The organism is Nocardioides bigeumensis, assembly GCF_039531755.1.
GTDB classification, from domain to species: Bacteria; Actinomycetota; Actinomycetes; order Propionibacteriales; family Nocardioidaceae; genus Nocardioides; species Nocardioides bigeumensis.
The window spans coordinates 206,207-227,839 of sequence record NZ_BAAAQQ010000011.1; the positions used below are offsets into that span (position 1 = coordinate 206,207).

Annotated in this window: 21 protein-coding genes, 1 tRNA gene and 1 pseudogene; 3 read left to right on the forward strand and 20 right to left on the reverse strand. The window is 70.4% G+C overall.

Going from position 1 to position 21,633, the window contains the following annotated elements:
- Positions 1-22 precede the first annotated feature (22 nt).
- The 18 genes from atpA to argS form a co-directional block, all read right to left on the reverse strand.
- The gene (gene atpA / locus ABD295_RS10085) at positions 23-1,663 is read right to left on the reverse strand and encodes a F0F1 ATP synthase subunit alpha (RefSeq protein ID WP_344303579.1); all 1,641 of its coding nucleotides are present in this window, start codon (positions 1,661-1,663) and stop codon (positions 23-25) included.
- A 66-nt stretch (positions 1,664-1,729) separates the two neighbouring features.
- The gene (locus ABD295_RS10090) at positions 1,730-2,545 is read right to left on the reverse strand and encodes a F0F1 ATP synthase subunit delta (RefSeq protein WP_344303580.1); all 816 of its coding nucleotides are present in this window, start codon (positions 2,543-2,545) and stop codon (positions 1,730-1,732) included.
- Positions 2,542-3,135 (reverse strand): F0F1 ATP synthase subunit B, encoded by a 594-nt coding sequence (locus tag ABD295_RS10095; protein ID WP_344303581.1) that lies wholly within the window; start codon positions 3,133-3,135, stop codon positions 2,542-2,544. The genes ABD295_RS10090 and ABD295_RS10095 overlap by 4 nt, the downstream gene beginning before the upstream one ends.
- A gap of 22 nt (positions 3,136-3,157) precedes the next feature.
- Positions 3,158-3,367, reverse strand: a complete 210-nt coding sequence (gene atpE, locus ABD295_RS10100) for an ATP synthase F0 subunit C (RefSeq protein WP_344303582.1) — start codon at positions 3,365-3,367, stop codon at positions 3,158-3,160.
- A gap of 100 nt (positions 3,368-3,467) precedes the next feature.
- Positions 3,468-4,256: a F0F1 ATP synthase subunit A gene (atpB, locus tag ABD295_RS10105; protein ID WP_344304043.1), complete on the reverse strand. Its 789-nt coding sequence runs from the start codon at positions 4,254-4,256 to the stop codon at positions 3,468-3,470.
- Between the two features lie 5 nt (positions 4,257-4,261).
- A complete protein-coding gene (locus ABD295_RS10110; RefSeq protein WP_344303583.1) occupies positions 4,262-4,531 on the reverse strand; it encodes a hypothetical protein in 270 nt (89 codons plus the stop codon).
- A 32-nt stretch (positions 4,532-4,563) separates the two neighbouring features.
- Positions 4,564-5,046: a hypothetical protein gene (locus ABD295_RS10115; RefSeq protein ID WP_344303584.1), complete on the reverse strand. Its 483-nt coding sequence runs from the start codon at positions 5,044-5,046 to the stop codon at positions 4,564-4,566.
- 133 nt (positions 5,047-5,179) lie between these two features.
- Positions 5,180-6,343 carry a glycosyltransferase family 4 protein gene (locus ABD295_RS10120; RefSeq protein WP_344303585.1) on the reverse strand — a complete coding sequence of 388 codons (1,164 nt, stop codon included), beginning with the start codon at positions 6,341-6,343 and terminating at the stop codon, positions 5,180-5,182.
- An 11-nt stretch (positions 6,344-6,354) separates the two neighbouring features.
- Positions 6,355-7,026, reverse strand: a complete 672-nt coding sequence (locus ABD295_RS10125) for an L-threonylcarbamoyladenylate synthase (protein ID WP_344303586.1) — start codon at positions 7,024-7,026, stop codon at positions 6,355-6,357.
- 7 nt (positions 7,027-7,033) lie between these two features.
- On the reverse strand, positions 7,034-7,888 hold the full coding sequence (prmC, locus tag ABD295_RS10130; protein WP_344304044.1) for a peptide chain release factor N(5)-glutamine methyltransferase: 855 nt from the start codon (positions 7,886-7,888) through the stop codon (positions 7,034-7,036).
- Positions 7,889-7,890: 2 nt separating this feature from the next.
- On the reverse strand, positions 7,891-8,961 hold the full coding sequence (gene prfA, locus ABD295_RS10135) for a peptide chain release factor 1 (RefSeq protein WP_344303587.1): 1,071 nt from the start codon (positions 8,959-8,961) through the stop codon (positions 7,891-7,893).
- A gap of 47 nt (positions 8,962-9,008) precedes the next feature.
- The gene (gene rpmE / locus ABD295_RS10140; protein ID WP_344303588.1) at positions 9,009-9,233 is read right to left on the reverse strand and encodes a 50S ribosomal protein L31; all 225 of its coding nucleotides are present in this window, start codon (positions 9,231-9,233) and stop codon (positions 9,009-9,011) included.
- 239 nt (positions 9,234-9,472) lie between these two features.
- Complete coding sequence (gene rho, locus ABD295_RS10145) at positions 9,473-11,302, reverse strand: transcription termination factor Rho (protein ID WP_344303589.1); 1,830 nt, start codon at positions 11,300-11,302, stop codon at positions 9,473-9,475.
- Between the two features lie 273 nt (positions 11,303-11,575).
- Positions 11,576-12,646, reverse strand: coding sequence for a homoserine kinase (gene thrB, locus ABD295_RS10150; RefSeq protein WP_344303590.1), 1,071 nt, complete (start codon positions 12,644-12,646; stop codon positions 11,576-11,578).
- 8 nt (positions 12,647-12,654) lie between these two features.
- A complete protein-coding gene (thrC, locus tag ABD295_RS10155; RefSeq protein WP_344303591.1) occupies positions 12,655-13,743 on the reverse strand; it encodes a threonine synthase in 1,089 nt (362 codons plus the stop codon).
- A gap of 38 nt (positions 13,744-13,781) precedes the next feature.
- On the reverse strand, positions 13,782-15,110 hold the full coding sequence (locus ABD295_RS10160; RefSeq protein ID WP_344303592.1) for a homoserine dehydrogenase: 1,329 nt from the start codon (positions 15,108-15,110) through the stop codon (positions 13,782-13,784).
- A complete protein-coding gene (lysA, locus tag ABD295_RS10165) occupies positions 15,107-16,537 on the reverse strand; it encodes a diaminopimelate decarboxylase (protein ID WP_344303593.1) in 1,431 nt (476 codons plus the stop codon). Before lysA ends, ABD295_RS10160 begins: the two co-directional genes overlap by 4 nt.
- A 4-nt stretch (positions 16,538-16,541) precedes the next feature.
- A complete protein-coding gene (argS, locus tag ABD295_RS10170) occupies positions 16,542-18,218 on the reverse strand; it encodes an arginine--tRNA ligase (RefSeq protein WP_344303594.1) in 1,677 nt (558 codons plus the stop codon).
- Between the two features lie 85 nt (positions 18,219-18,303).
- On the opposite strand from argS, the gene ABD295_RS10175 reads away from it, so the two are divergent.
- Positions 18,304-18,375 (forward strand) — tRNA-Arg (locus ABD295_RS10175).
- 1 nt (position 18,376) lies between these two features.
- Here ABD295_RS10175 and ABD295_RS10180 read toward each other — a convergent pair.
- Entirely contained in the window at positions 18,377-18,955 is a 579-nt protein-coding gene (locus tag ABD295_RS10180; protein ID WP_344303595.1) for a TIGR03086 family metal-binding protein, read from the reverse strand.
- A gap of 85 nt (positions 18,956-19,040) precedes the next feature.
- Between ABD295_RS10180 and ABD295_RS10185 the strand changes: the two genes are divergently transcribed.
- Both ABD295_RS10185 and ABD295_RS10190 read left to right on the forward strand, forming a co-directional pair.
- On the forward strand, positions 19,041-19,661 hold the full coding sequence (locus tag ABD295_RS10185; protein WP_344303596.1) for a pyridoxamine 5'-phosphate oxidase family protein: 621 nt from the start codon (positions 19,041-19,043) through the stop codon (positions 19,659-19,661).
- Between the two features lie 98 nt (positions 19,662-19,759).
- A complete protein-coding gene (locus tag ABD295_RS10190) occupies positions 19,760-20,137 on the forward strand; it encodes a hypothetical protein (RefSeq protein ID WP_344303597.1) in 378 nt (125 codons plus the stop codon).
- Here ABD295_RS10190 and ABD295_RS21175 read toward each other — a convergent pair.
- Positions 20,095-21,350, reverse strand: a pseudogene (locus ABD295_RS21175) (HNH endonuclease signature motif containing protein). The gene ABD295_RS10190 and the pseudogene ABD295_RS21175 overlap by 43 nt on opposite strands.
- Positions 21,351-21,633: the final 283 nt, after the last annotated feature.

Consider the following 21,633-nt stretch of genomic DNA (forward strand, 5'->3'; position numbering starts at 1 on the left):
ACTCGATCGACGGACACGCTCGTCAGCCTCGCTTCTGCTTGACGATCTGCTCCTGCTCGAGCTCGTCGTCAGGGAGCGCCTCGTGCTCCTCCTTGCCGGCCTTGATGGCCTGGCCCGACGAGGTCTCGAACTGGTCGAGGAACTTGTCGTACGCCGCGGCCAGCTCGGTCTCGGTCGACTCCTCGAACTTCTGCGACTCCCGGATGCCGGCGAGCAGGCCGTCGTGGCCGCGGCGCAGGTAGTCGAGGAACTCGCTCTCGAACCGCAGGATGTCCTCGGTCGGGACCCGGTCGAGGCGACCCGACGTGCCGGTCCACAGCGAGACGGTCATCTCCTCGACGGGGTACGGCGAGTACTGCGGCTGCTTGAGCAGCGCCATCAGGCGCTGGCCGCGGTCGAGCTGCTGGCGCGAGGCGGCGTCGAGGTCGGAGGCGAACATCGCGAACGCCTCCATCGCGCGGAACTGCGCGAGGTCGACCTTGAGCGAACCGGTGACGGCCCTCATCGCCTTGGTCATCGCCGCGCTACCCACGCGCGACACCGAGACGCCCACGTCGATCGCCGGGCGCTGGTTGGCCGCGAAGAGGTCGGACTGCAAGAAGATCTGGCCGTCGGTGATGGAGATGACGTTGGTCGGGATGAACGCCGACACGTCGTTGGCCTTGGTCTCCACGATCGGCAGGCCGGTCATCGAGCCATGACCCAGGTCGTCGGACAGCTTCGCGCAGCGCTCCAGCAAGCGGGAGTGCAGGTAGAAGACGTCGCCGGGGTAGGCCTCGCGGCCCGGCGGGCGGCGCAGCAGGAGCGACACGGCGCGGTAGGCCTCGGCCTGCTTGGTCAGGTCGTCGAAGACGATCAGCACGTGCTTGCCGTCGTACATCCAGTGCTGGCCGATGGCCGATCCGGTGTAGGGCGCGAGGTACTTGAAGCCGGCCGAGTCGGACGCGGGCGAGGCGACGATGGTGGTGTATTCGAGCGCGCCGGCCTCCTCGAGGGCGCCGCGCACCGCGGCGATGGTCGAGCCCTTCTGGCCGATGGCGACGTAGATGCAGCGCACCTGCTTGTCGGGGTCGCCGGACTCCCAGTTCTGCCGCTGGTTGATGATCGTGTCGATCGCGACCGTGGTCTTGCCGGTCGACCGGTCACCGATGATCAGCTGACGCTGGCCGCGGCCGATCGGCGTGAGCGCGTCGATGGCCTTGATGCCGGTGGCCAGCGGCTCGTGCACCGACTTGCGGTCCATCACGCCGGCGGCCTGCAGCTCGAGCGCCCGGCGCTCGGTGGTCTCGATGGCGCCGAGACCGTCGATGGGGTTGCCGAGCGGGTTGACCACGCGGCCGAGGTAGGCGTCGCCGACGGGCACCGAGAGGATCTCGCCGGTGCGACGCACCGCCTGCCCCTCCTCGATCTTCTCGAAGTCACCGAGCACCACGACACCGATCTCGCGGGTGTCGAGGTTGAGGGCGAGGCCGAGCGTGCCGTCCTCGAACTCGAGCAGCTCGTTGGCCATGCATGAGGGCAGGCCGCTGACGCGGGCGATGCCGTCGGCGGTCTCCGCGACCGTGCCGACCTCCTCGCGGCTCGCGGTCTCCGGCTTGTAGTCGGCCACGAAGCGCTGGAGCGCGTCCCGGATCTCGTCCGGACGGATGGACAGCTCCGTCATAATCTGTTCCTAACTCTCGTCTGCTCGTGAAGTTCGTAGGGCGGGTGGGCGGGCTTGCAAGGGAGATCAGCCCGCGAGGGCCCGGCGGGCCTCGGCCAGCCTGTTGAGGACCGAGCCGTCGATCACGTCGTCGCCGATCTCGACCCGGAGGCCGCCGATCAGCTCCGGATCGACCTGCACGTTGAGGTGGATCTGCCGGCCGTACTGCCGCGACAGGGCCGCACCGAGCCTGGTGCGGTCGTCCTCGGACAGCGGCCGCGCGGACAGCACAGTGGCCACCCGCTGCTGCTGCACCCGAGCGGCTACCCGCTGGTACGTCGCCAGGGCGACCGGCACGGTCCGATAGGTCCCGGCCAGCGCCTGCTTGACCAAGGTGACCGTCGCCGCCAGCGCCTTGCCGGACAGCAGGCCGTCGACCAGCGCGACCTTGTCGTCGACCGAACGCGCTGGGTCGGACAGCGCGTCGCGCAGCTCGGGGTTGGCCGAGACCACCTGCGCGACGGCGAAGAGCTCGTCGACCACGCGGCCGACGTTGTCGCCGGCGGAGCGGGCGACGGCGATCTCGCTGAGCGCCTCGAGCGCGTCGGCGAGGTCACGCCCCGCCGTCCACCGGCGGCCGACCGCCGTGCCGATCAGGACCATCGAGATCGCGTCGACCTTGCCGTCGAAGAGCTGACGGACCAGCTCCTGCTTCGCGGGCCCCTCGATCGAGGCGTCGGTCAGCACGCGGCGCAGGCTCGGCGTGGAGCGCAGCACCTGCGAGACCGCGAAGAGGTCGTCACCGACCTCCGCCGCCTTGCGGGTGCCGACCTCGCCGATGGACTGGTCGAGCTGGGTCTCCAGCGTCGCCAGGGCCTCGGCCGACGGTCCGCGCATGGTCATCGGCCGGTCCCGTCACCGTTCGCGGGACCCGATGATGCGGTGTCGAGGGTCTCGAGGTCGGCCAGGAAGCGCTCGACGACGCGGTTGGACCTCTCGTCGTCGTCCAGGCTCTCGCCCACGATGCGACCCGCCAGAGAGGCGGCGAGGGTGCCCACCTCGGCCCGCAGCGAGGTGACCGCCTGCTGGCGCTCGGCCTCGATCTGCGTCTTGCCGTTCTCGACGATGCGCGACGCCTCGGTCTGCGCCTGCTCGCGCATCTCTGCGACGATCGCGGCACCCTGCTCGCGTGCCTCCTCGCGGATGCGAGCAGCCTCGTGCCGCGCCTCGGAGAGGCGCTGCTCGAGCTCGGCCAGCTTGGCGTCGGCCTCGGCCTGCTTGGTCTCGGCCGCGGCCAGCCCACCCTCGATCGCTTGCGTGCGCTCGGCGTACGCCTTCTCGAAGTTGGGGACCACGAACCGCCGGACGACGAGGAACACGATCGCGAAGACGATCAGGGCGAGGATGACCTCGGACCAGATCGGCAGGATCGGGTTGTGTGTCTCCTCCTCCGCGGCGGCGAGGACGATCCACGAAGAAGCGGGGTAGTCCATGAGTGGTTCTCCCTAGCTGGGATCAGATCGGCAGGACGAAGGCGAGCGCGACGGAGATGATGAACAGCGCCTCGGCGAGAACGAAGCCGAGGATCGCGATCGACTGGAGCCGGCCCTGAGCCTCGGGCTGGCGGGCCACACCGCTGATGAAGGCGGCGAAGATCAGGCCGATGCCGATGCCAGGGCCGACGGCAGCAAGGCCGAGACCGACCATGTTGATGGAGCCTTCCACGGCTTTTCCTTTCGTTGTCGGCACCTCTGGTGGGTGCCGGTTGTGATGCATTTCTTGGGTGCTGCTGGAGTGGATCGGGTGGTGCAGGTGAGCCGGTGGGTCAGTGCTCCTCGGCGATCGCCTCGCCGATGTACATCGCGGACAGGAGCGTGAACACGTAGGCCTGGAGGAACATCACCAGCATCTCGAGGAAGCTGACCGCGATGCCCAGGCCGAAGGAGAGGACCCCGACGGCGCCGTAGAGGACGTTGCCGCTCGCGAGGAGCGCAGCGCCGCCGGTGGCGAACAGGATGAGCAGCAGGTGCCCGGCGAACATGTTGCCGAAGAGACGCAGCGTCAGCGTCACCGGCCGGACCAGGATGTTGGAGAAGAACTCGAGAGGGACCAGCAGGATCAGGATCGGGCCCTTGACGCCGGTCGGCACCGTCGCGTGCTTGAAGTAGCCGAGGACGCCGTGCGCCCACATGCCGGCGCCGATGAAGACGAGCCAGGAAATGACCGAGAGCGGGAAGACGAAGCCGATCCGCGAGAAGCTGGGGAACTGGAAGAACGGGAAGATCCCGTAATAGTTGTTCACCAGGATGAACATGAAGAGCGAGAACAAGTACGGCACGAACTTCATGTAGTGCTCGCTGCCGATGTTGTCGCGAGCGAGGTCGTTGCGGACGAAGCCGTAGACCAGCTCGCCGGCGAACTGCAGCCGGCCGGGGACGATCGCCGCCTTGCGCGAGGCGAGGTAGGTGAAGCCGACCACGATCACCGACGAGAGGACCAACAGCACCCACGGCTTGGTGACGCCGACGTCACCGAAGTGGAAGATCGGCGGCAGCTCGAAGCTGCCGGGGCCCGGGGCGTGGAAGCCACTGCCCTCTGCGCGGATGCCCACCATCGAGCTCACCGTGTCTCCTGCCTCACGTCTGCCTTTGGTGCGTCTGTCGTGTCGAAGCGCTTGAACGTCATGTAGATGCCGAGGCCCGCACCCCCGAGGATGCCGAGCACCACGAGGAAGCTCGTGCCGAGCCAGCGGTCCAGTCCGTAGCCGACCGCCCCGTAGAACAGCACGCCGGCGACGATGTAGCCGAAGGCCTGCCAGGGGTCACCATGCGGGCGGTGGTCGGCGGGCCGAGCACCGCCGGAGCCGGGCGGGGGAAGCGGTCGAGCCATGGCGCTCCGGACACTAGCAGTGGACGAGTTCATCACTCACCCCCGCCCTTGCCGGGCTGGACAGGCGGTTGGGCGGGCGGTTGGGCGGGCAGATCGTAGATCGGGATGCGCGCCCGGGTGGCGGTGACCAGGTGACCGACGAGCCAGGTGACGGCGGCGGTGATCACGGCGGCGCCGAGCCACCCGCGCGAGGTGGCGTCCGCACCGAGGGACGACCGCGAGAGGGCCAGGAAGACCGCGACCATGACGACGAGCTGGAGCGTGTAGGTCATCAGCGCGACCAGGAGCGACAACGACGGCACCAGGCCCGCGACGAGGTTGACCATCGCCGTCCCGGTGAAGATGACGACGGAGGTGACCAGACCGCCCACGAGGGCGGCGACGGCCGCGTCACCGTCGGCGAGCAGGGCGGCCAGACCGGCGACCGCCAGCACCGCGAGGTCCACCGCGACCATCGTCACGACGAGTGGACGCATCCCGCTGAGGCGGGGTTCCTGCTTCGTCGTGGTCGTCATGGCGGCGGCCCGATCTGTGGAGGTCGATGCGTGCGAAGGAGGTGTTCCGCAGCCCTCAGGACTGCTCGTGAAAACTATCACAAGCACCGTCTTCCTCGTCAAACCGAGGGTCAGAGGCCCGGAATCCCCAGGCTCAGAGTCCCGGCAGCGGCTCCTCCTGCTGCTGCTCCACGGTCCCCTCGGGGTCGTCACGGGCAACCAGGGACGGCTTGTGCACGCGGGGCAGCAGGAAGGTGAGGAACGCCGCGATCACGCACATGGCGCCGAATCCGATCCACACCGTGCGACCCGAGAAGAGGCTGAGCAGCACGATGCTCCACGCGATCAGTCCGGCCCAGAGCCACATCACCAGCACCGCGCGCCGGTGGGAGTGCCCGAACTCCAGCATCCGGTGGTGGAGGTGCTGCTTGTCAGGAGCGAAGGGCGAGCGGCCCTCGCGGGTGCGCCGGAAGATGGCCAGGCCCATGTCGGCAAGCGGGATCATCAGGATGGAGAGCGGCAGCAGGATCGGCAGCAGCACCAGGTTTCCGTTGACCCCGGTCAGCTCGTCGGCGTTCAGCTGCCCGGTCAGCGCGATGGTGGAGGCAGCCAGCACCAGACCCAGCAGCATCGAGCCGGAGTCGCCCATGAAGAGGCGCGCCGGGTGGAAGTTGTGGACCAGGAAGCCGGCGCAGACCCCGGCGAGCGCGGCACCGAGCAACGCACCGGAGGTCGCGAGGCTCAAGTCGTTGCGCGAGGTCAGCACGTAGCAGAACGCGAACCACGCCAGGGCCCCCATGCCGACCACGCCGGCGGCCAGGCCGTCGAGCCCGTCGACGAAGTTCACGGCGTTCACGGTGGAGACCACGACGAGCACGGTCAGGAGTCCGCCCTGCGTCAGGTCGAGCGACAGCGTGCCGCCGCTCGGCTGCGGGAAGAAGGTGTACTGCACGCCCTGCCAGACCAGGATGCCGGCAGCCAGGCACTGGCCGCCGAACTTGGTGAGGGCGTCGAGGTCGAAGATGTCGTCGAGCACGCCCACTGCGCAGATGACCGCACCTGCGAGGATCACCGCGCGGGCCTGGACGAACACGTAGGGGTCCTCAGAGAGGAACGGCAGCTCCCGGGCCACGAGGTACGCCGCCACCAGCCCGCCCATCATGGCGATCCCGCCGAGGTAGGGGATGGGCTCGTCGTGCACGTCGCGGTCGCGCACCTGCGCGACCGCCCGGGTCCGCAGCGCGAACTCGCGGGCGATCACCGTCAGCAGATAGGTCGCCGCGGCCGCGACGAGGAAGACGAGGAGGTACTCGCGCATGAGCCGAGAGGTCAGCCTTCGTCGACGATGACGGTCCCGGTCGGCTCGAGCACCTCGTTGAGCTGCTCGAGGCTCAGCGCGCCGATGCGCAGCACCCGGCCCTGCGTACCGGTGACGTCGATGATCGTCGAGGGTGCACTGTCGGCGCCTTGCGGCGACGGGCCGGCGTCGATGATGACCTCGACGGACTCCCCCAGCATCGCCTCCGCCTGCGCGGCGTCCGTGGCCGCCGGTTGGCCGGTGAGGTTGGCCGAGGACACCGCGAGCGGTCCGGTGCGCTCGAGGAGGTCGAGGGCCACCGGGTGGTCAGGCATGCGGATGGCGACCGTGCCACGGGTGTCCCCGAGGTCCCACTGCAGCGACGGCTGCTGCTTGCCGACGATCGTGAGCGGTCCCGGCCAGAAGTGCTCCATCAGGGTGCGCGCGTAGCCAGGAAGGGCCAGCGCCAGGGCGTCCGCCGTCGCCGCCTGGCTGATCAGCACGGGAGGCGGCATCTCGCGTCCGCGGCCCTTGGCGTCCAGCAGGCCGGCGACCGCGTCGGGCTCGAACGCGTCGGCACCGATGCCGTACACCGTGTCAGTGGGCAGCACCACGAGCTGGCCACGGCGTACGGCGAGCGACGCGGCCTCGAGAGCCGCCTCCCGCTCGTCGTCGGTGGTGGTGGGTAGGCGGCGCGAACTCATAGTGCGCTCATAGTGCCAGCCGGGCCGTGGTGAAGCGCGCGCGACCGGCCAGGTCGCGGTGGTCGCGCACGTCGCGCCACCGTCCGCTGGCGGAGAGCACCGCGGGCGCCGACTCGCCCTGGACGTCTGCGTGCTCGAAGCCGAGCACTCCCCCGGGCTTGAGCAGCGCGGCGGCCCGCACCTCCAGAGCGCGGATCGCGTCGAGACCGTCCTGCCCGGAGAAGAGCGCCAGGTGGGGGTCGTGGTCACGCGCCTCCACGGCGACGGACTCCCAGGCCTCGAGCGGGACGTACGGCGGGTTGCAGACCACGACGTCGACCTGGCCGAGCAGGTCGTCGAAGGCCGTCGCGAGGTCGCCGTGACGGAGGTCGACGCCCGCACCGTCGAGGTTGCGCCGCGCCCAGACGAGAGCGGGCTCGTCCAGCTCCACGGCGTGCACGCGCGCGAGCGGCACCTCGTCGGCGACCGCCCGGGCGATCGCGCCCGACCCGGTGCACAGGTCGACCACGACAGCCCCCTCGCCGATGCGTGCGGCCTCCTCGATCGCCCAGCCTGCGAGCAGCTCGGTCTCGGGCCGCGGGACGAAGACGCCAGGTCCGACCTGCAGCTCGACGTGCCGGAACGCGGCGGTGCCGGTCAGGTGCTGGAGCGGCTCGCGCGCCGCCCGTCGTCGCACCAGGGCGTCGTACGCCGTCGCCTGCTCGTCGCTCAGCTCGTCGATCAGCGCGAGACGACCTCTGGTGGTGCCGAGCACGTGCGCGAGCAGCTCGTCCGCGTCGTGCTCGGGTGACGCGACCCCTGCTGCCTCGAGCCGTGCGACAGCAGCGCTGCGGATCGCGCGCCGCGCCAGCGAGCGACCCACCGTCACTCCAGGGAGTCCAGGGACGCGGCCATGTCGGCATCGACCGCGGACTCGAGCACGGGCTGCAGGTCGCCGTCGAGCACCTGGTCGAGGTTGTAGGCCTTGTAGCCGGTGCGGTGGTCGGAGATGCGGTTCTCGGGGTAGTTGTAGGTGCGGATCCGCTCGGAGCGGTCGACGGTGCGCACCTGGCTCCGGCGCTGGGCGCTCGCCTCGGCGTCGGCCGCGTCCTGGGCGGCGGTCAGCAGGCGGGCGCGCAGGATGCGCAACGCCTGCTCCTTGTTCTGGAGCTGCGACTTCTCGTTCTGGCAGCTGACGACGATGCCGGTCGGCAGGTGGGTGATCCGCACGGCGGAGTCGGTGGTGTTCACGCTCTGCCCGCCAGGCCCCGAGGACCGGAAGACGTCGATGCGCAGGTCGTTGTCGTCGACCGTCACGTCGACCGCCTCGGCCTCGGGCATCACGAGCACCCCGGCAGCCGAGGTGTGCACCCGGCCCTGGGACTCGGTGATCGGCACCCGCTGCACGCGGTGCACGCCGCCCTCGAACTTGAGCAGCGCGTAGGGCGACTCCCCCGGCGCGGGCGTCCCCTTCGACTTCACGGCCATGGTCACGGACTTGTAGCCGCCGAGGTCGGACTCGTTGGCGTCGAGGATCTCGGTCTTCCAACCGCGCCGCTCGGCGTACCGGCTGTACATCCTCAGGAGGTCACCTGCGAAGAGGGCCGACTCCTCGCCGCCCTCACCGGACTTGACCTCGAGCAGCGCGTCCTTCGCGTCGTTGGGGTCGCGCGGCACCAGCAGCCGCTGCAGCCGCTCGGCCACCTCGGCGCGGCGGGCAGCGAGCTCGTCGGCCTCCGCCGCGAAGGCGGCGTCGTCGGCACCGAGCTCACGAGCCGCCTCGATGTCGTCGCCCAGCTGCAACCAGTCGCGGTACGCCGAGACGACCGACGTCAGCTCGGCGTACCGCTGGTTGAGCCTCTTGGCGAGCCGCTGGTCCGCGTGCGTCTCGGGCGCGCCCAGCTGCGTCTCGAGCCGAGCATGCTCCTCGACGAGCGCGTCAACAGATTCGAACACGCTCGCCTCCCTTCCTCAGTTCCATCGATCGTGGAGCGAGGCGGGCGCTACTTCTTCTCGGCGGCAGCCTTCTTGGCGTAGCGGGCCTCGAAGCGGGCCACACGGCCACCGGTGTCGAGGATCTTCTGCTTGCCCGTGTAGAACGGGTGGCACTGCGAGCACACGTCCGAGTGGATGACGCCCGAGGCGACGGTGCTCCGCGTGGTGAACTGGGCGCCGCAGGTGCAGGTCACCTGGGTCGACACGTAGTCCGGGTGGATGTCCTTCTTCATGCGATGTCCTCTCTCATGGCCGCCGGGTCGCCTCCCCGCTGGGAGACGTGAACCGGAGCCGACAGGCAATCTTGCCACTGGTGAGAACACCGGGGCGAATCCCGGTGTTCCCGGGAGACCCGGTGGTCGAGCAGCGAGCCAAGACGGTGGTCGAGCAGTGAGCCAAGACGGTGGTCGAGCAGCGAGCTTGCGAGCGATCAGTCGAGACCCGATCAGGCGAGACCCGATCAGTGGAGACCTCAGAGCCTCGTCAGCAGCTCGATGTTGGTCTGGGTCTTCGCCAGCCGGTCGAGCAGCAGCTCGAGCGCGGCCTGAGGCTGTTCGGCGGCCAGCTTGCGACGCAGCTTGGAGAGGAGCGCGAGCTCCTCCTCGCTCAGCATCCGGTCCTCGTTGCGGGTGCCGGACCGGACCGCGTCGATGGCCGGGTGGAGCCGCTTGTCGGCGAGCTCGCCCCGCAGGCGGATCTCCATGTTGGCGGTGTCCTGGAGCTCGTCGAAGATCGCCTCGTCGATGGACGACCCGCTGTCGACCCGGACGGTCGCGAGGATGGTGAGCGAGCCGCCGTCCTCGACGTTGCGCGCGGCGCCGAAGAGCTTCTTCGGCGGGTAGAGCGCGGCCGCGTCCACGCCGCCGGGGAGGACCCGTCCCGACACGGGAACGGAGGAGTTGTACGCCCGTCCCAGGCGGGTCAGGCCGTCGATCAGCACGACGACGTCGTGACCAAGCTCGCTCAGCCGCTTGGCCCGCTCGATGGCCAGCTCGGCGACGGTGGTGTGGTCGCTGGCCGGGCGGTCGAACGTGGAGGAGATGACCTCGCCCTTGACCGACCGCTCGAAGTCGGTGACTTCCTCCGGACGCTCGTCGATCAGCACGACCATCAGGTGGCACTCGGGGTTGTTGGCGGTGACGGAGCTCGCGATCGACTGGAGCATCGCGGTCTTGCCGGCCTTGGACGGCGAGACGATCAGGCCGCGCTGTCCCTTGCCGATCGGAGCGACCAGGTCGATGATCCGGCCGACGAGGTTGTCCGGACCCGTCTCGAGGCGCAGCCGCTCGTGCGGGTGGAGCGGGGTGAGGGCCTCGAAGTCGGTCCTGTTCTTCGTCGTCTCCGGGTCGGCGCCGTTGACCGCGTCCACGCGGACCATCGGGTTGAACTTCTCCTTGCGCTCGCCCTCGCGCGGCTGACGCACCATGCCGACGATCGCGTCGCCGCGGCGCAGACCGAACCTGCGGACCAGCGACAGCGAGAGGTAGACGTCGTCGACTCCTGGGAGGTAGCCGCTCGTGCGCACGAACGCGTAGTTGTCGAGGACGTCGAGGATGCCGGCCGCCGGGACCAGGACGTCGTCCTCGAGGATCTGGGTGTCGGGCTCACTGCGCTGCCGGGTGTTTCCGCTCCCACCGGCCGGCGCGACGCGGTCGCGCTCTCCGCGCCCGCGGCGGCGCCGGTTGCGGCGACTGCCGCCGGCCTGGTCGTCGTCACCCATGCGCTGGTCGTGCTGGTCCTGCCTGGCCTGGTCCTGCCTGGCCTGGTCCTGCCTGGCCTGGTCCTGCCTGGCCTGGTCCTGCCTGGTCTGGTCCTGCCTGCCCTGGTCTTGCCTGCCCTGGTCCTGCTTGCCCTGGTTCGACGATCGCTGACCGTCGGCCTTCGACTCCTGCTTGGCGTTCTTCTTGTCGACCTGCCGGCCGTCGCGGTCCTCGGGACGCCGCTCCGAGACGTCGTCCCTGACAGGACGCTCGTCCCGATTCGGACGCTCGTCGCGGACTGGGCGGTCGTCCCTCGCAGGACGCTCGTCCTTCGCGGGACGCTCGTCCTTCGCCGGACGCTCGTCCTTCGCAGGACGGTCGCCCCCGCGATCGGCCGTCTGTCCGCCGGACTTGCTGGAGGGCTGCCCCGCAGCCTTGATCGCCGCGACCAGCTGCGGCTTCTTCATCGCCGTGGCTCCGGGGATGCCGATGCCGGCCGCCATCGCCTTGAGATCGGCGACGAGCATCCCGTTGAGGCCACCGGCGCGCTTCTTGGCGCCGGAGGTTGCCCCATCGGGGGTCGAGTCGGGGGTGTCGGTCACGTGAGGTCCTTCCCACGTTCAGCGCCGTTCGGGCCGATCCGCCCACGGCGTCCAGTGAAATCTGCAGCACCCCCGCACCGGCATGAGCACGACGCGACGCAGGCACGTCGGGCGCGACATCGAAGTGGTGGTGACACCGGTGGGCGGCGTTTCCCTCGAACGGGGAGGAGGGCCGCACCGAGCGGTGCGCGAACCACGGTAGCACCAGGTCTGACCCGGCGCGGCATCACCGGTCCCGACAGTGATCCGTCGTCGATCGCCTCACTGGTCCCCTCACTCGTCGAGGACCAGCGCGCCCTGTCGCTCGACCTGGAGGTGCCGCGCCACCCAGCCGGCCGGGGTCCGGTCCAGGAGGGCGCCAACCGAGCCCGACACCGAGCCCGACGCCGAGCCGGACACAGAGCCGGACACAGAGCCGGACACAGAGCTGGACACAGAGCCGGACACAGAGCCGGACACGGGGCCGGACACGGGGCGGCCCGACGCCGAGTCCGCGCCGTCGCAGAAGGCGAGCACCGTCGGCCCGGCACCGGAGATGATCGCGGGCACGCCGTCGGACCTCAGCGCGGCGACGAGCGCCGCTGAGTCCGGCATCGCCGGGGCGCGGTAGTCCTGGTGCAACAGGTCCCGGGTGGCGAGGAAGAGGTGCTCGGGCCGACCGGCGAGGGCGGCGACCAAGAGGGCGGCACGCCCCGCGTTGGCGGCGGCGTCGCGGTGCGGGACGTGGGCCGGGAGCAGACCTCGGGCGGCGCTCGTGGGCACGGCCACCGGCGGCACGAACACGACGACGCTGACCCGCGGGTCGACGTCCGCAGGCACCGCGAACCACTCGTCGCCCTCCTGACCGCTGATCACCAGCCCGCCGTAGAAGGCGGGGGCGACGTTGTCGGGGTGCCCCTCGAGCTCGGCGGCCAGCGCGAAGACGCGGTCGTCGTCGACGAGGAGGGTCCCCCCGGCGACCAGCGCCCGCGCCAGCACGATGCCACCGACGATGGCGGCCGACGACGAGCCGAGGCCGCGGCCGTGCGGGATGGCGTTGCGGCAGCTCACCCTGAGCCCGTCCGGCCGACCGCCCATCAGGTCGAACGCGGCGTACATCGACCGCACCACGAGATGGCTCTCGTCCAGGGGGACCGAGTCGGCGCCCTCGCCGATGACGCGGACCTCGACGCCGTTCCCGACCTCTCGCGCGAGGACCTCGCGCTCGGCAGCCCCCCGCTGCACGACTTCGGCGCTCACCTCGTCGCGCAGGGCCAGCGCGAGCCCCAGCGAGTCGAACCCCGGCCCGAGGTTGGCCGAGGTGGCGGGCACTGTGACCCGCACCCGCCTCTCGACGAACGACACCGCGATGCCTAGCGGAGCCCGGCCGCGGCGGCGGCCTGGTCCACGTCGGGGTCGACGACCTGGTCGACGAGCTCCCCGGCGCCCGAGAGCGCGGTCGCCGTGTCCTTCAGCCCGTGCCCGGTGACCGTGATGACGACGGTCGCACCGGCGTACGCCGCCGGGTCGGCCGCCACGTCGGCGAGCAGCCCCGCCACCCCCGCGGCAGAGGCTGGCTCGACGAACACGCCGTCCCGCCTGGCCAGCTGGGACTGCGCGTCGAGGATCTGCGCGTCGGACAGCGCGGCGAAACCACCGCCGGACTCGTCGGCCGCGGCCTCGGCGAGCTTCCACGACGCGGGGTTGCCGACCCGGATGGCGGTCGCGACCGTCTCGGGGTCGGGGAAGGGCTCGCGGGTGACCAAGGGGGCCGCACCCTCGGCCTGGAAGCCGCGCATCCGTGGCCTCTTGGTCGCCCGGCCGAGGTCGAAGTACTGCTGGTAGCCCATCCAGTAGGCCGAGATGTTGCCGGCGTTGCCGACCGGGAGGAGGTGCACGTCAGGAGCGTCGCCGAGCGCGTCCACGACCTCGAAGGACGCGGTCTTCTGACCTTGCAGCCGCACCGGGTTGACGGAGTTGACCAGCGAGACGGGGTAGTCCCACGCCAGCTGGCGAGCGAGCTGCAAGCAGTGGTCGAAGTTGCCGCGCACCATGATGATCCTTGCGCCGTGGACGACGGCCTGGGCCATCTTTCCGGCGGCGATCTTGCCCTCGGGGATCAGCACGATCGGTGTGAGGCCGGCGCGCGCGGCATAGGCCGCCATGGACGCCGACGTGTTGCCCGTCGACGCACAGACCACCGCCTGAGCGCCCTCGTGCCTGGCGACGCTGATCGCCGCCGTCATGCCACGGTCCTTGAACGAGCCGGTCGGGTTGTCGCCCTCGACCTTGAGGTGCACCTGGCCACTCGTGACCCCGGACAGCCACGCCGACGGGACCAGCGGCGTCCCGCCCTCCCGGAGCGTCACGGGCTCGAGGTCGTCCGGGATCAGGTCGAGCAGGTCGCGGTACTCGGCAATCACTCCCCGCCACGGAACGGTCGACATCTGGTTGGTGGACATCGGGCTGGTCGACTTCGGGCTGGTCGACTTCGGGTCGGTCACTCGTCGTCCCCGCCCTCGACGCGCATCACGGAGGTGACCTCGCGCACGATCTCCATGCCGCGCAGCTGCTCGACGGTCGCCGAGAGCTGCGCGTCGGTGGCGCTGTGCGAGACGACGACCAGCTGGGCGTCGTCCCCGCGACCCTCCTGCCGGACCGTCTGGATCGAGACGTCGTGGTCGGCGAAGGCGTTGGCGACCGCGGCGAGCACGCCCGCGCGGTCGTCGACGTCGATGGCCACGTGGTACTTCGTCCGGGTCTGGCCCATCGGCAGCACCTCGCGGGCGGCGTACGCCGACTCCCCCGCGCCCGTGGTGCCGGACAGGAGGTGTCGGGCGACGGTGACCAGGTCGCCGAGCACCGCACTCGCAGTGGGGGCGCCGCCGGCACCGCGGCCGTAGAACATCAGCTGGTCGGCCGCGTCGCACTCGACGAAGACGGCGTTGAACGGGCCGCGCACGCTGGCGAGCGGGTGGCTCCTCGGGATCATCGCGGGATGCACGCGCACGCTCACCGCATCCTTGTCGTGCGAGCCGGTGGAGACCAGCTCGGCGATGCCGAGCAGCTTGACCACCGACCCGATCTCGGCCGCCGACCGGACGTCGGAGGAGGTGACCTCGGTGATGCCCTCCCGGTGCACGTCGGCCGCGGTGACGCGGGTGTGGAAGGCGATGCTCGCCAGGATCGCGATCTTGGCCGCGGCGTCGAAGCCCTCGACGTCGGCGGTGGGGTCCGCTTCGGCGTACCCCAGCTCCTGGGCCTCCTCGAGCGTCTCGGCGAACCCGCTGCCAAGGGTGTCCATCTTGTCGAGGATGAAGTTGGTCGTGCCGTTGACGATGCCCATCACGCGGGTGACACGGTCGCCGGCCAGCGACTCGCGCAGTGGGCGCAGGATCGGGATGGCAGCGGCGACCGCCGCCTCGAAGTAGAAGTCACGGCCGGCCTTCTCGGCAGCCTCGAAGAGGGTCGCGCCGTCCTCGGCGATCAGCGCCTTGTTGGCGCTGACGACGGACTTGCCGCTCTCGAGCGCGGTCAGGATCAACGACCGGGCGGGCTCGATGCCGCCGATCGTCTCGATCACCAGGTCGACGTCGGGGCGCGACACCAGCTCCAGCGCGTCGGTCGTCAGCAACCCGTCGGGCACCTCGACCTCCCGGGGCGCGTCGAGTCGGCGCACGGCCACGCCCGCCAGCTCGATGGGCACACCGATACGTGCCGCGAGGTCGACGGCGCTCTCGTCGAGCAGTCGCACGACCTGCGAGCCGACCGACCCGCAGCCGAGGACGGCGACGCGCAACGGCCCCCGGTTGCTGCGAAGTTCCGTCATGGGTTCACTCCCAGGTCGGTGGCCAACAGGTCGGCCTCAGTCTCCCTGCGCAGCAGCACCGTCGCGACCCCGTCCCGCACCGCGATCACGGGCGGCCGCAGCGCGTGGTTGTAGTTGGAGGCCATCGAGCGGCAGTAGGCGCCGGTGCCGGGCACCGCCACCAGGTCCCCGGCGCGGACGTCGGACGCGAGGAACTCGTCCTTCACCAGGATGTCGCCGGCCTCGCAGTGCTTGCCGACGACGCGGGTCAGCATCGGCGGCGCGTCGCTGTGCCGCGACGCCAGGGTGCAGGAGTAGTCGGCGTCGTAGAGGGCGGTGCGGATGTTGTCGCTCATGCCGCCGTCGACGGAGACGTAGGTGCGCCGGGCGCCACCGTCCAGTGCCACCTCCTTGACCGTGCCGACCGTGTAGAGGGTGCACATGGACGGGCCGACGATCGCGCGGCCGGGCTCGATCGAGAGCCTCGGCTGGTCGATGCCGAGCGCCCGACACTCGTGCTCGACGATCTTGGTGAGCTCGGTCGCGAGCTGCGCAGGGTCGGACGGGTCGTCCTGCGTGGTGTAGGCAATGCCGAAGCCGCCGCCGAGGTCGAGCTCGGGCAGGGTGATGCCGAGCTCCTCGCTCACCTCGTGGTGCAGCGCGAGCACGCGCCGCGCCGCCACCTCGAAGCCGGAGGAGTCGAAGATCTGGCTGCCGATGTGCGAGTGCAGGCCGAGGAGGGTCAGTCCGGGGGCGGCGACGACCCGGCGTACCGCCTCGGCGGCGTCACCGGAGGTGATCGAGAAGCCGAACTTCTGGTCCTCGTGGGCGGTGGCGATGTATTCGTGCGTGTGCGCCTCGACGCCGGCGGTCACCCGCACCATCACGCGCACCTGGGTGATCGAGGAGGGGGCGCCGGCGCCCGTCACGAGATCCCGGGCGATCTGCGTCAGCCGCTCGATCTCCTCGAAGGAGTCGACGATGATGCGGCCGACGCCCTCGTGCACGGCCCGGCGCAGCTCGGGGTAGCCCTTGTTGTTGCCGTGGTAGCCGATCCGCGCGGGGTCGAAGCCGGCCGTCAGCGCCACCGTGAGCTCGCCCGGTGAGCAGACGTCGAGGTTGAGGCCTTCCTCGGCGATCCAACGCGCCACGGTCGTGCAGAGGAACGCCTTGCCGGCGTAGAACACGTCGTAGTCGGAGAAGGCCTCGCGGAACGCCCGCGCGCGGGAGCGGAAGTCGGCCTCGTCGAGGACGTACGCCGGTGTCATGTGCTCGGCTGCCAGGTCGGGCAGCCGCACGCCTCCGACGACGAGATCGCCGGCGTCCTTGTGGGCGGTCTGCGACCAGAGCGACGGCACGAGTGCGTTGGGGTCGTGGGGCTCGCGCAGCCACGACGGACCCTTGAGGGCGCCGTCTGCGTGCGCCCAGCCGGCTTCGTGGGAGGGCACGGCGCTACATGCGCTCGGGGGCGGTGACCCCGAGCAGGGCCAGGCCGTTGGCCAGCACGACCCGGGTGGCGTCGACCAGCAGCAGCCGGGCCCGGTGGAGGTCGGTCGGCTCCTCGTCGCCCATGGGCAGCACACGGCAGGAGTCGTAGAACTTGTGGTACGCCGACGCCGTGTCCTCGAGGTAGCGCGCGATCCGGTGCGGCTCGCGCAGCTGCGCGGCGTTGGCCACCACGCGGGGGTAGTCGGCGAGCGCCCGGAGCAGGTCGCCCTCCCGCTCGTGCGTCAGCATGCCGGCCGCTGCCGGCTCGGCCTGCAGACCGAGCTCCGCGCCGTTGCGCAGGATCGACGAGATCCGGGCGTGGGCGTACTGCACGTAGAAGACGGGGTTGTCGCTGGTGGCCTTGGCCCACAGGTCGATGTCGATGTCGAGGTTGACGTCCATCGAGTTGCGGACCAGGGCGTAGCGGGCGGCGTCGACACCGATCGACTCGACCAGGTCGTCCAGCGTGATGATGTTGCCCATCCGCTTGCCCATCCGGACCACGGAGCCGTGGCTCAGCAGGTTGACCATCTGGCCGATGATGATCTCGAGGTTCTTGCCGGGCACGTCGCCGAAGGCGGCGCACATCGCCATCATCCGGCCGACGTAGCCGTGGTGATCGGCGCCGAGCAGGATCACACAGCGGTCGAAGCCGCGCTCGCGCTTGTTCAGGTAGTAGGCCAGGTCGCCCGACAGGTACGCCGGCTGGCCGCTGGACCGGACGATCACCCTGTCCTTGTCGTCGCCGAACTTCTCGGTGGCCAGCCAGAGCGCCCCGTCGGACTCGTAGGTGTTGCCCAGCTCGGTGAGCCGCTTGATCGCCTTCTCGACGGCCCCGCTCTTGTGCAGGTCGTTCTCGTGGAACCAGACGTCGAACTCGACGCGGAAGTCGGCGAGGGTCTGCTTGATCTCGTCGAAGAGCAACGCGACGCCGTGCTCGCGGAACGCCTCCTGGGCGGCCTCGTCGTCCAGGTCGCGGACCTCCGGGTGCTCGGCGAGCACCTGCTCGGCCAGGTCGGTGACGTAGCTGCCGGGATAGCCGTCCTCGGGGACCTCCCGCCCCCGCCCCCGCGCCAGCAGGGACCGGGCCAACCGGTCGATCTGCGCACCGTGGTCGTTGAAGTAGTACTCCCGGGCGACCTCGCTGCCGGTCGCCTCGATCAGCCGGGCGACGGCGTCGCCCACGGCGGCCCAGCGGGCGCTGGCCAGCGTCACGGGTCCGGTCGGGTTCGCCGAGACGAACTCGACGTTGACCTTCTCACCGGCTCCGGTGGTCGTGGTGCCGTACGCCGCTCCGGCGGCCACGATGTCGGCGGCCACCTGCCCTTGGGCGCCGCTCTCGACGGTGATGTTGAGGAAGCCGGGTCCGGCGATGTCGACCTTCGCGATGCCCGCGGTCGCCTCGAGCCGCTTGGCCACCAGCTCGGCCAGCGCGCGAGGACCGGTCCCGGCCTGCTTGGCGAGCTGGAGCGCGACGTTGGTCGCGTAGTCGCCGTGCTCCCGCTGCCGAGGACGCTCGACCACCACCGTGTCCGGCACGCCGCCCGCCCCGTTCTCTGTGGGAGACAGGGTGACGGCACCGTCGTCCACCAGGTCGTTCAACGCCGCCACGATCGCCGCGGACAGCTGCTCAGGAGTCACCGCTCAAGCCTATCGGCGTGTCGTCCCACGCCTCTCATCGGTTTCACTCCACGGAGAACGGGCGGGTATGGTCGTCCAGACCCGGGCCCCCGTAGCTCAGGGGATAGAGCACCGCCCTCCGGAGGCGGGAGCGTAGGTTCGAATCCTACCGGGGGTACTCACTTCGCAGCCGCCCAGCGAGCGTCCCGCCCGGAGGCGGCCAGCAGCATCGACCAGGGGTCGTCGCCGGCCGCCTTCGCCCGCGGTCCGATGATGCCCGCCGACCGATACATCTCCTCCCGCCCGGCGAACCACGCCGCCACGGTCGCGGTGAGATCGGCGTCGAACTCGGTGCTGCTGCCGGTCGCGGCGGCCAGGTCCCAGGCGTGCACGACGTGGTCGGCGGTCAGCTGGGCGACGTACTCGTCCGCCTGCTCGTCGCCGTACGACAGGTGCACCACGCCGTGCGAGGGCAGCGTCTCGGCCACCGCGGCGACGGCCTCGCGGGCGGCCTCCAACGCCGTCTCCCGTGGTTGGTCCCCGAGCAGGTCGCCGTCGAAGCGGTCCCCCACCTCCGCGATCGTGGCCCCCCTCATCAGCGGTCCCGTCCAGAGGTCCTCACCGACCACGTGGTTGACCAGCGCCCGCACGTCCCACTCGGTGCAGGGCGTCGGCGCCGCCCACTGCTCCGGGCCGACCTGCAGCACTCGCGCCGTCCACGCCTCGACCGCTGCCTCGTATGCCGCTCGCGCCTCCATGACACCACGGTGGCACTCGGGGGGCGCCGACGCCATGGCCGGTCTAGCCTTGATCCAGGGAAGGACCCGGCCACGAGGAGGGCCCATGTCGACCGGATACCACGACGGCAGCCGCACTCTGCAGGACCGGCACGACATCCGGGCCCTGGCCGACCGGATCGACGAGCTGCTCGTCAGCGACACGATCAACGAGGGCGACAAGGCATTCATCGAGGCGCGGGACATGTTCTTCCTCGCCACCGCCGATGCCGAGGGCCGTCCGAGCTGCTCCTACAAGGGCGGCGATCCGGGGTTCGTGCGCGTGCTCGACGAGACGACGCTCGCCTTCCCGAGCTACGACGGCAACGGGATGTACCGCTCCGCCGGCAACGTCCTGGTCAACCCGCACGTCGGCATGCTCTTCGTCGACCTCGAGCGCGGCCACCGGATGCGGTTCGAGGGCATCGCCAGCATCGACCTCGACGACCCGCTGCGGGAGGAGTACCTCGAGGCGCAGTTCGTGGTCCGGGTCAAGGCCCGCGCGGTCTACCCGAACTGCCCGCGTTACCTCCACCGCTACGAGTTGAAGCAGCGCTCGCGCTTCGTCCCCGCCGCCGGCTGCGCCACCCCGGTCCCCGAGTGGAAGCGCTCCGACTGGGCGTACGACGCCCTCCCCGCGGCCGACCCGGCGCGTGATCCTGGCGAGCGCGAGGTCCTCGGGCGCTGAGGCGCCCGTTCTAGGGACGGGAGTCCTTGACGTCGGTTGCCGTGCCCGCTCGAGGCGAGGACGGGGACGGGGACGGCATGGGCAGGTCAGGCGGATCGGTGAGCACGGGCTCGGCGACGCGCCTGGTGTATGTCATCGGTTTGGTGAAGTGGGTCGCGCTGGGCCTGATCGCGCTCGCTGTGTCCGTGTCGATCGGTGCCAGCACTCGGCTGGCGGGGTCGCTGGACGAGCCTGCGATCGGCACATTCGGTGCATTCGGGCTCTTGATCGGCGCCGTCGTAGGCCTCTTGGTCTACATCGTCTTCAGCTGGCTCCAGCAGACCCTGATGATGCTTCGGGATCGCCAAGAACACGGGCATGAAGGACTACGACGTCCTCAGCCGTCTCTGACCGTCGCGGGTCGCCGGCTGACCTTCTGGCGGAAGCAGGCAGCTCACGTGCGCCGGTGCAGGGTGATGGTGCCGTTGGGGTGGTAGGTGGTCTGGTATCGGGGGTCGTGGATCTTGTGGTGGTGCCAGGCGCAGGCGAAGTAGTGGTCTTGGTGGTTGGTCTTTCCGCCGTTTGCCCATGGGTCTCGGTGGTGGCTCTCGCACCAGGCGGCGGGGACGGTGCAGCCGTCGATCTGGCACTCGGTCGTGGTGAGGAGGCGGGCTTTGCGTTGGGCGGGCGTGTGGAGTCTGGCGGTGCGGCCGAGGTCGAGGACCTCGGACTGGGTGCCGAGCACGGCGGGGATCAGCCCGGCATTGCAGGCGAGGCGGCGGGCGTGGCCGGCGGTGATGGTCTCCCCGGTGGACAGCTGGGCGGTGCCGAGCCCGGTGGTGAGCTCTCGGTGGGTCATGGTCACGAACACCGACACGGGCATGCCGCCGTGCTGGCCGAGGTCTTGGGGGTCGAGGTTGGCGATGAGGTCTCGGAACGCCTCGCCGCGGACTTGGTCGGCGGTGAGGCGTTGCCCGGTGGCTGGGTCGGTCCATCCGCCGGCTTGGTCGCGGCGTCGGGGTGAGGACTTGGCGTCGATGACGGTCTTGAGGATCGCGCCCTCGACGGGGGGAGGACCCCGGAGTACTCCAGGGACCCGTCGGGTCTGGTCTTGTAGGTCAACCGCGTCCTGGTTTCGGCTCTGCGTTCGGCCGCTTCCAACGCCTTCAGCTCCTGGGCGTCGGCGACCTCGGGTGCGACGTAGGCGAGGATCCGGTCACCCAGCTTGACCAGGTCACGCGGCCCGAAGGAGTCAGCGAACTCGAGCAGTCGTTCCTCGGCGAGACGGCGGACCTCGGGGCCGATCTGGGGTGGGAGCTGGTCGAGCGCCCGGACGATCACTCGGGCCTGGTCGAGGTGCACCCGCCCCGAGGTCACGCCGCCGCCGATGCGTGTCCACCGTGCGTCGAGGGCTTCGGCGAGACTCTGTTGGGCGTGGGCGGCGCGTTTGTCGCACCTGGTCTGACGGGCGACCCAGTCCGCGACACGTTTGTCGGCGTGCTCGGCGGCCACGTCCTCGGAGGCTGCGACGACGCGGAGGCGTACGCCTTCGGCTTGTGAGACGAGCGGGGTGAGCCGGCGCAGCAGATCTGACTTCTGCTCAGTGGACAGGTAGGCCGGGTCGACATCGACGACTTCCGCGAGCGCCTTCTCCAAGACGTCGGCGAACTCCACCAACGGGTGGCGCGGAGTGGGCGTCGAGTAGCTCATCACCGACTACGGTAGAGGTGACCACCGACAACCGAGAGTCACAGGAACCCCTTGTTCACAGGGCCTTCGAGGTCTTGTTGTGTGACGCTCACCTCACAGATGGCTGCACGGGCCGGCGCGTAGTCACCGCTCGGTGGTCGAGGACGTCGCTAGCAACCAACGCCGCTTGCGGCGTGGGGTGTCTGTCGACCGAAGTGTCCATGGGGGTTCAGGTCCGGGTCGGCCGGTGTGACTTGATAGGAACGTGTGGCGCTCTGCTCGACTGAGGCGTGTCCACCCGCCA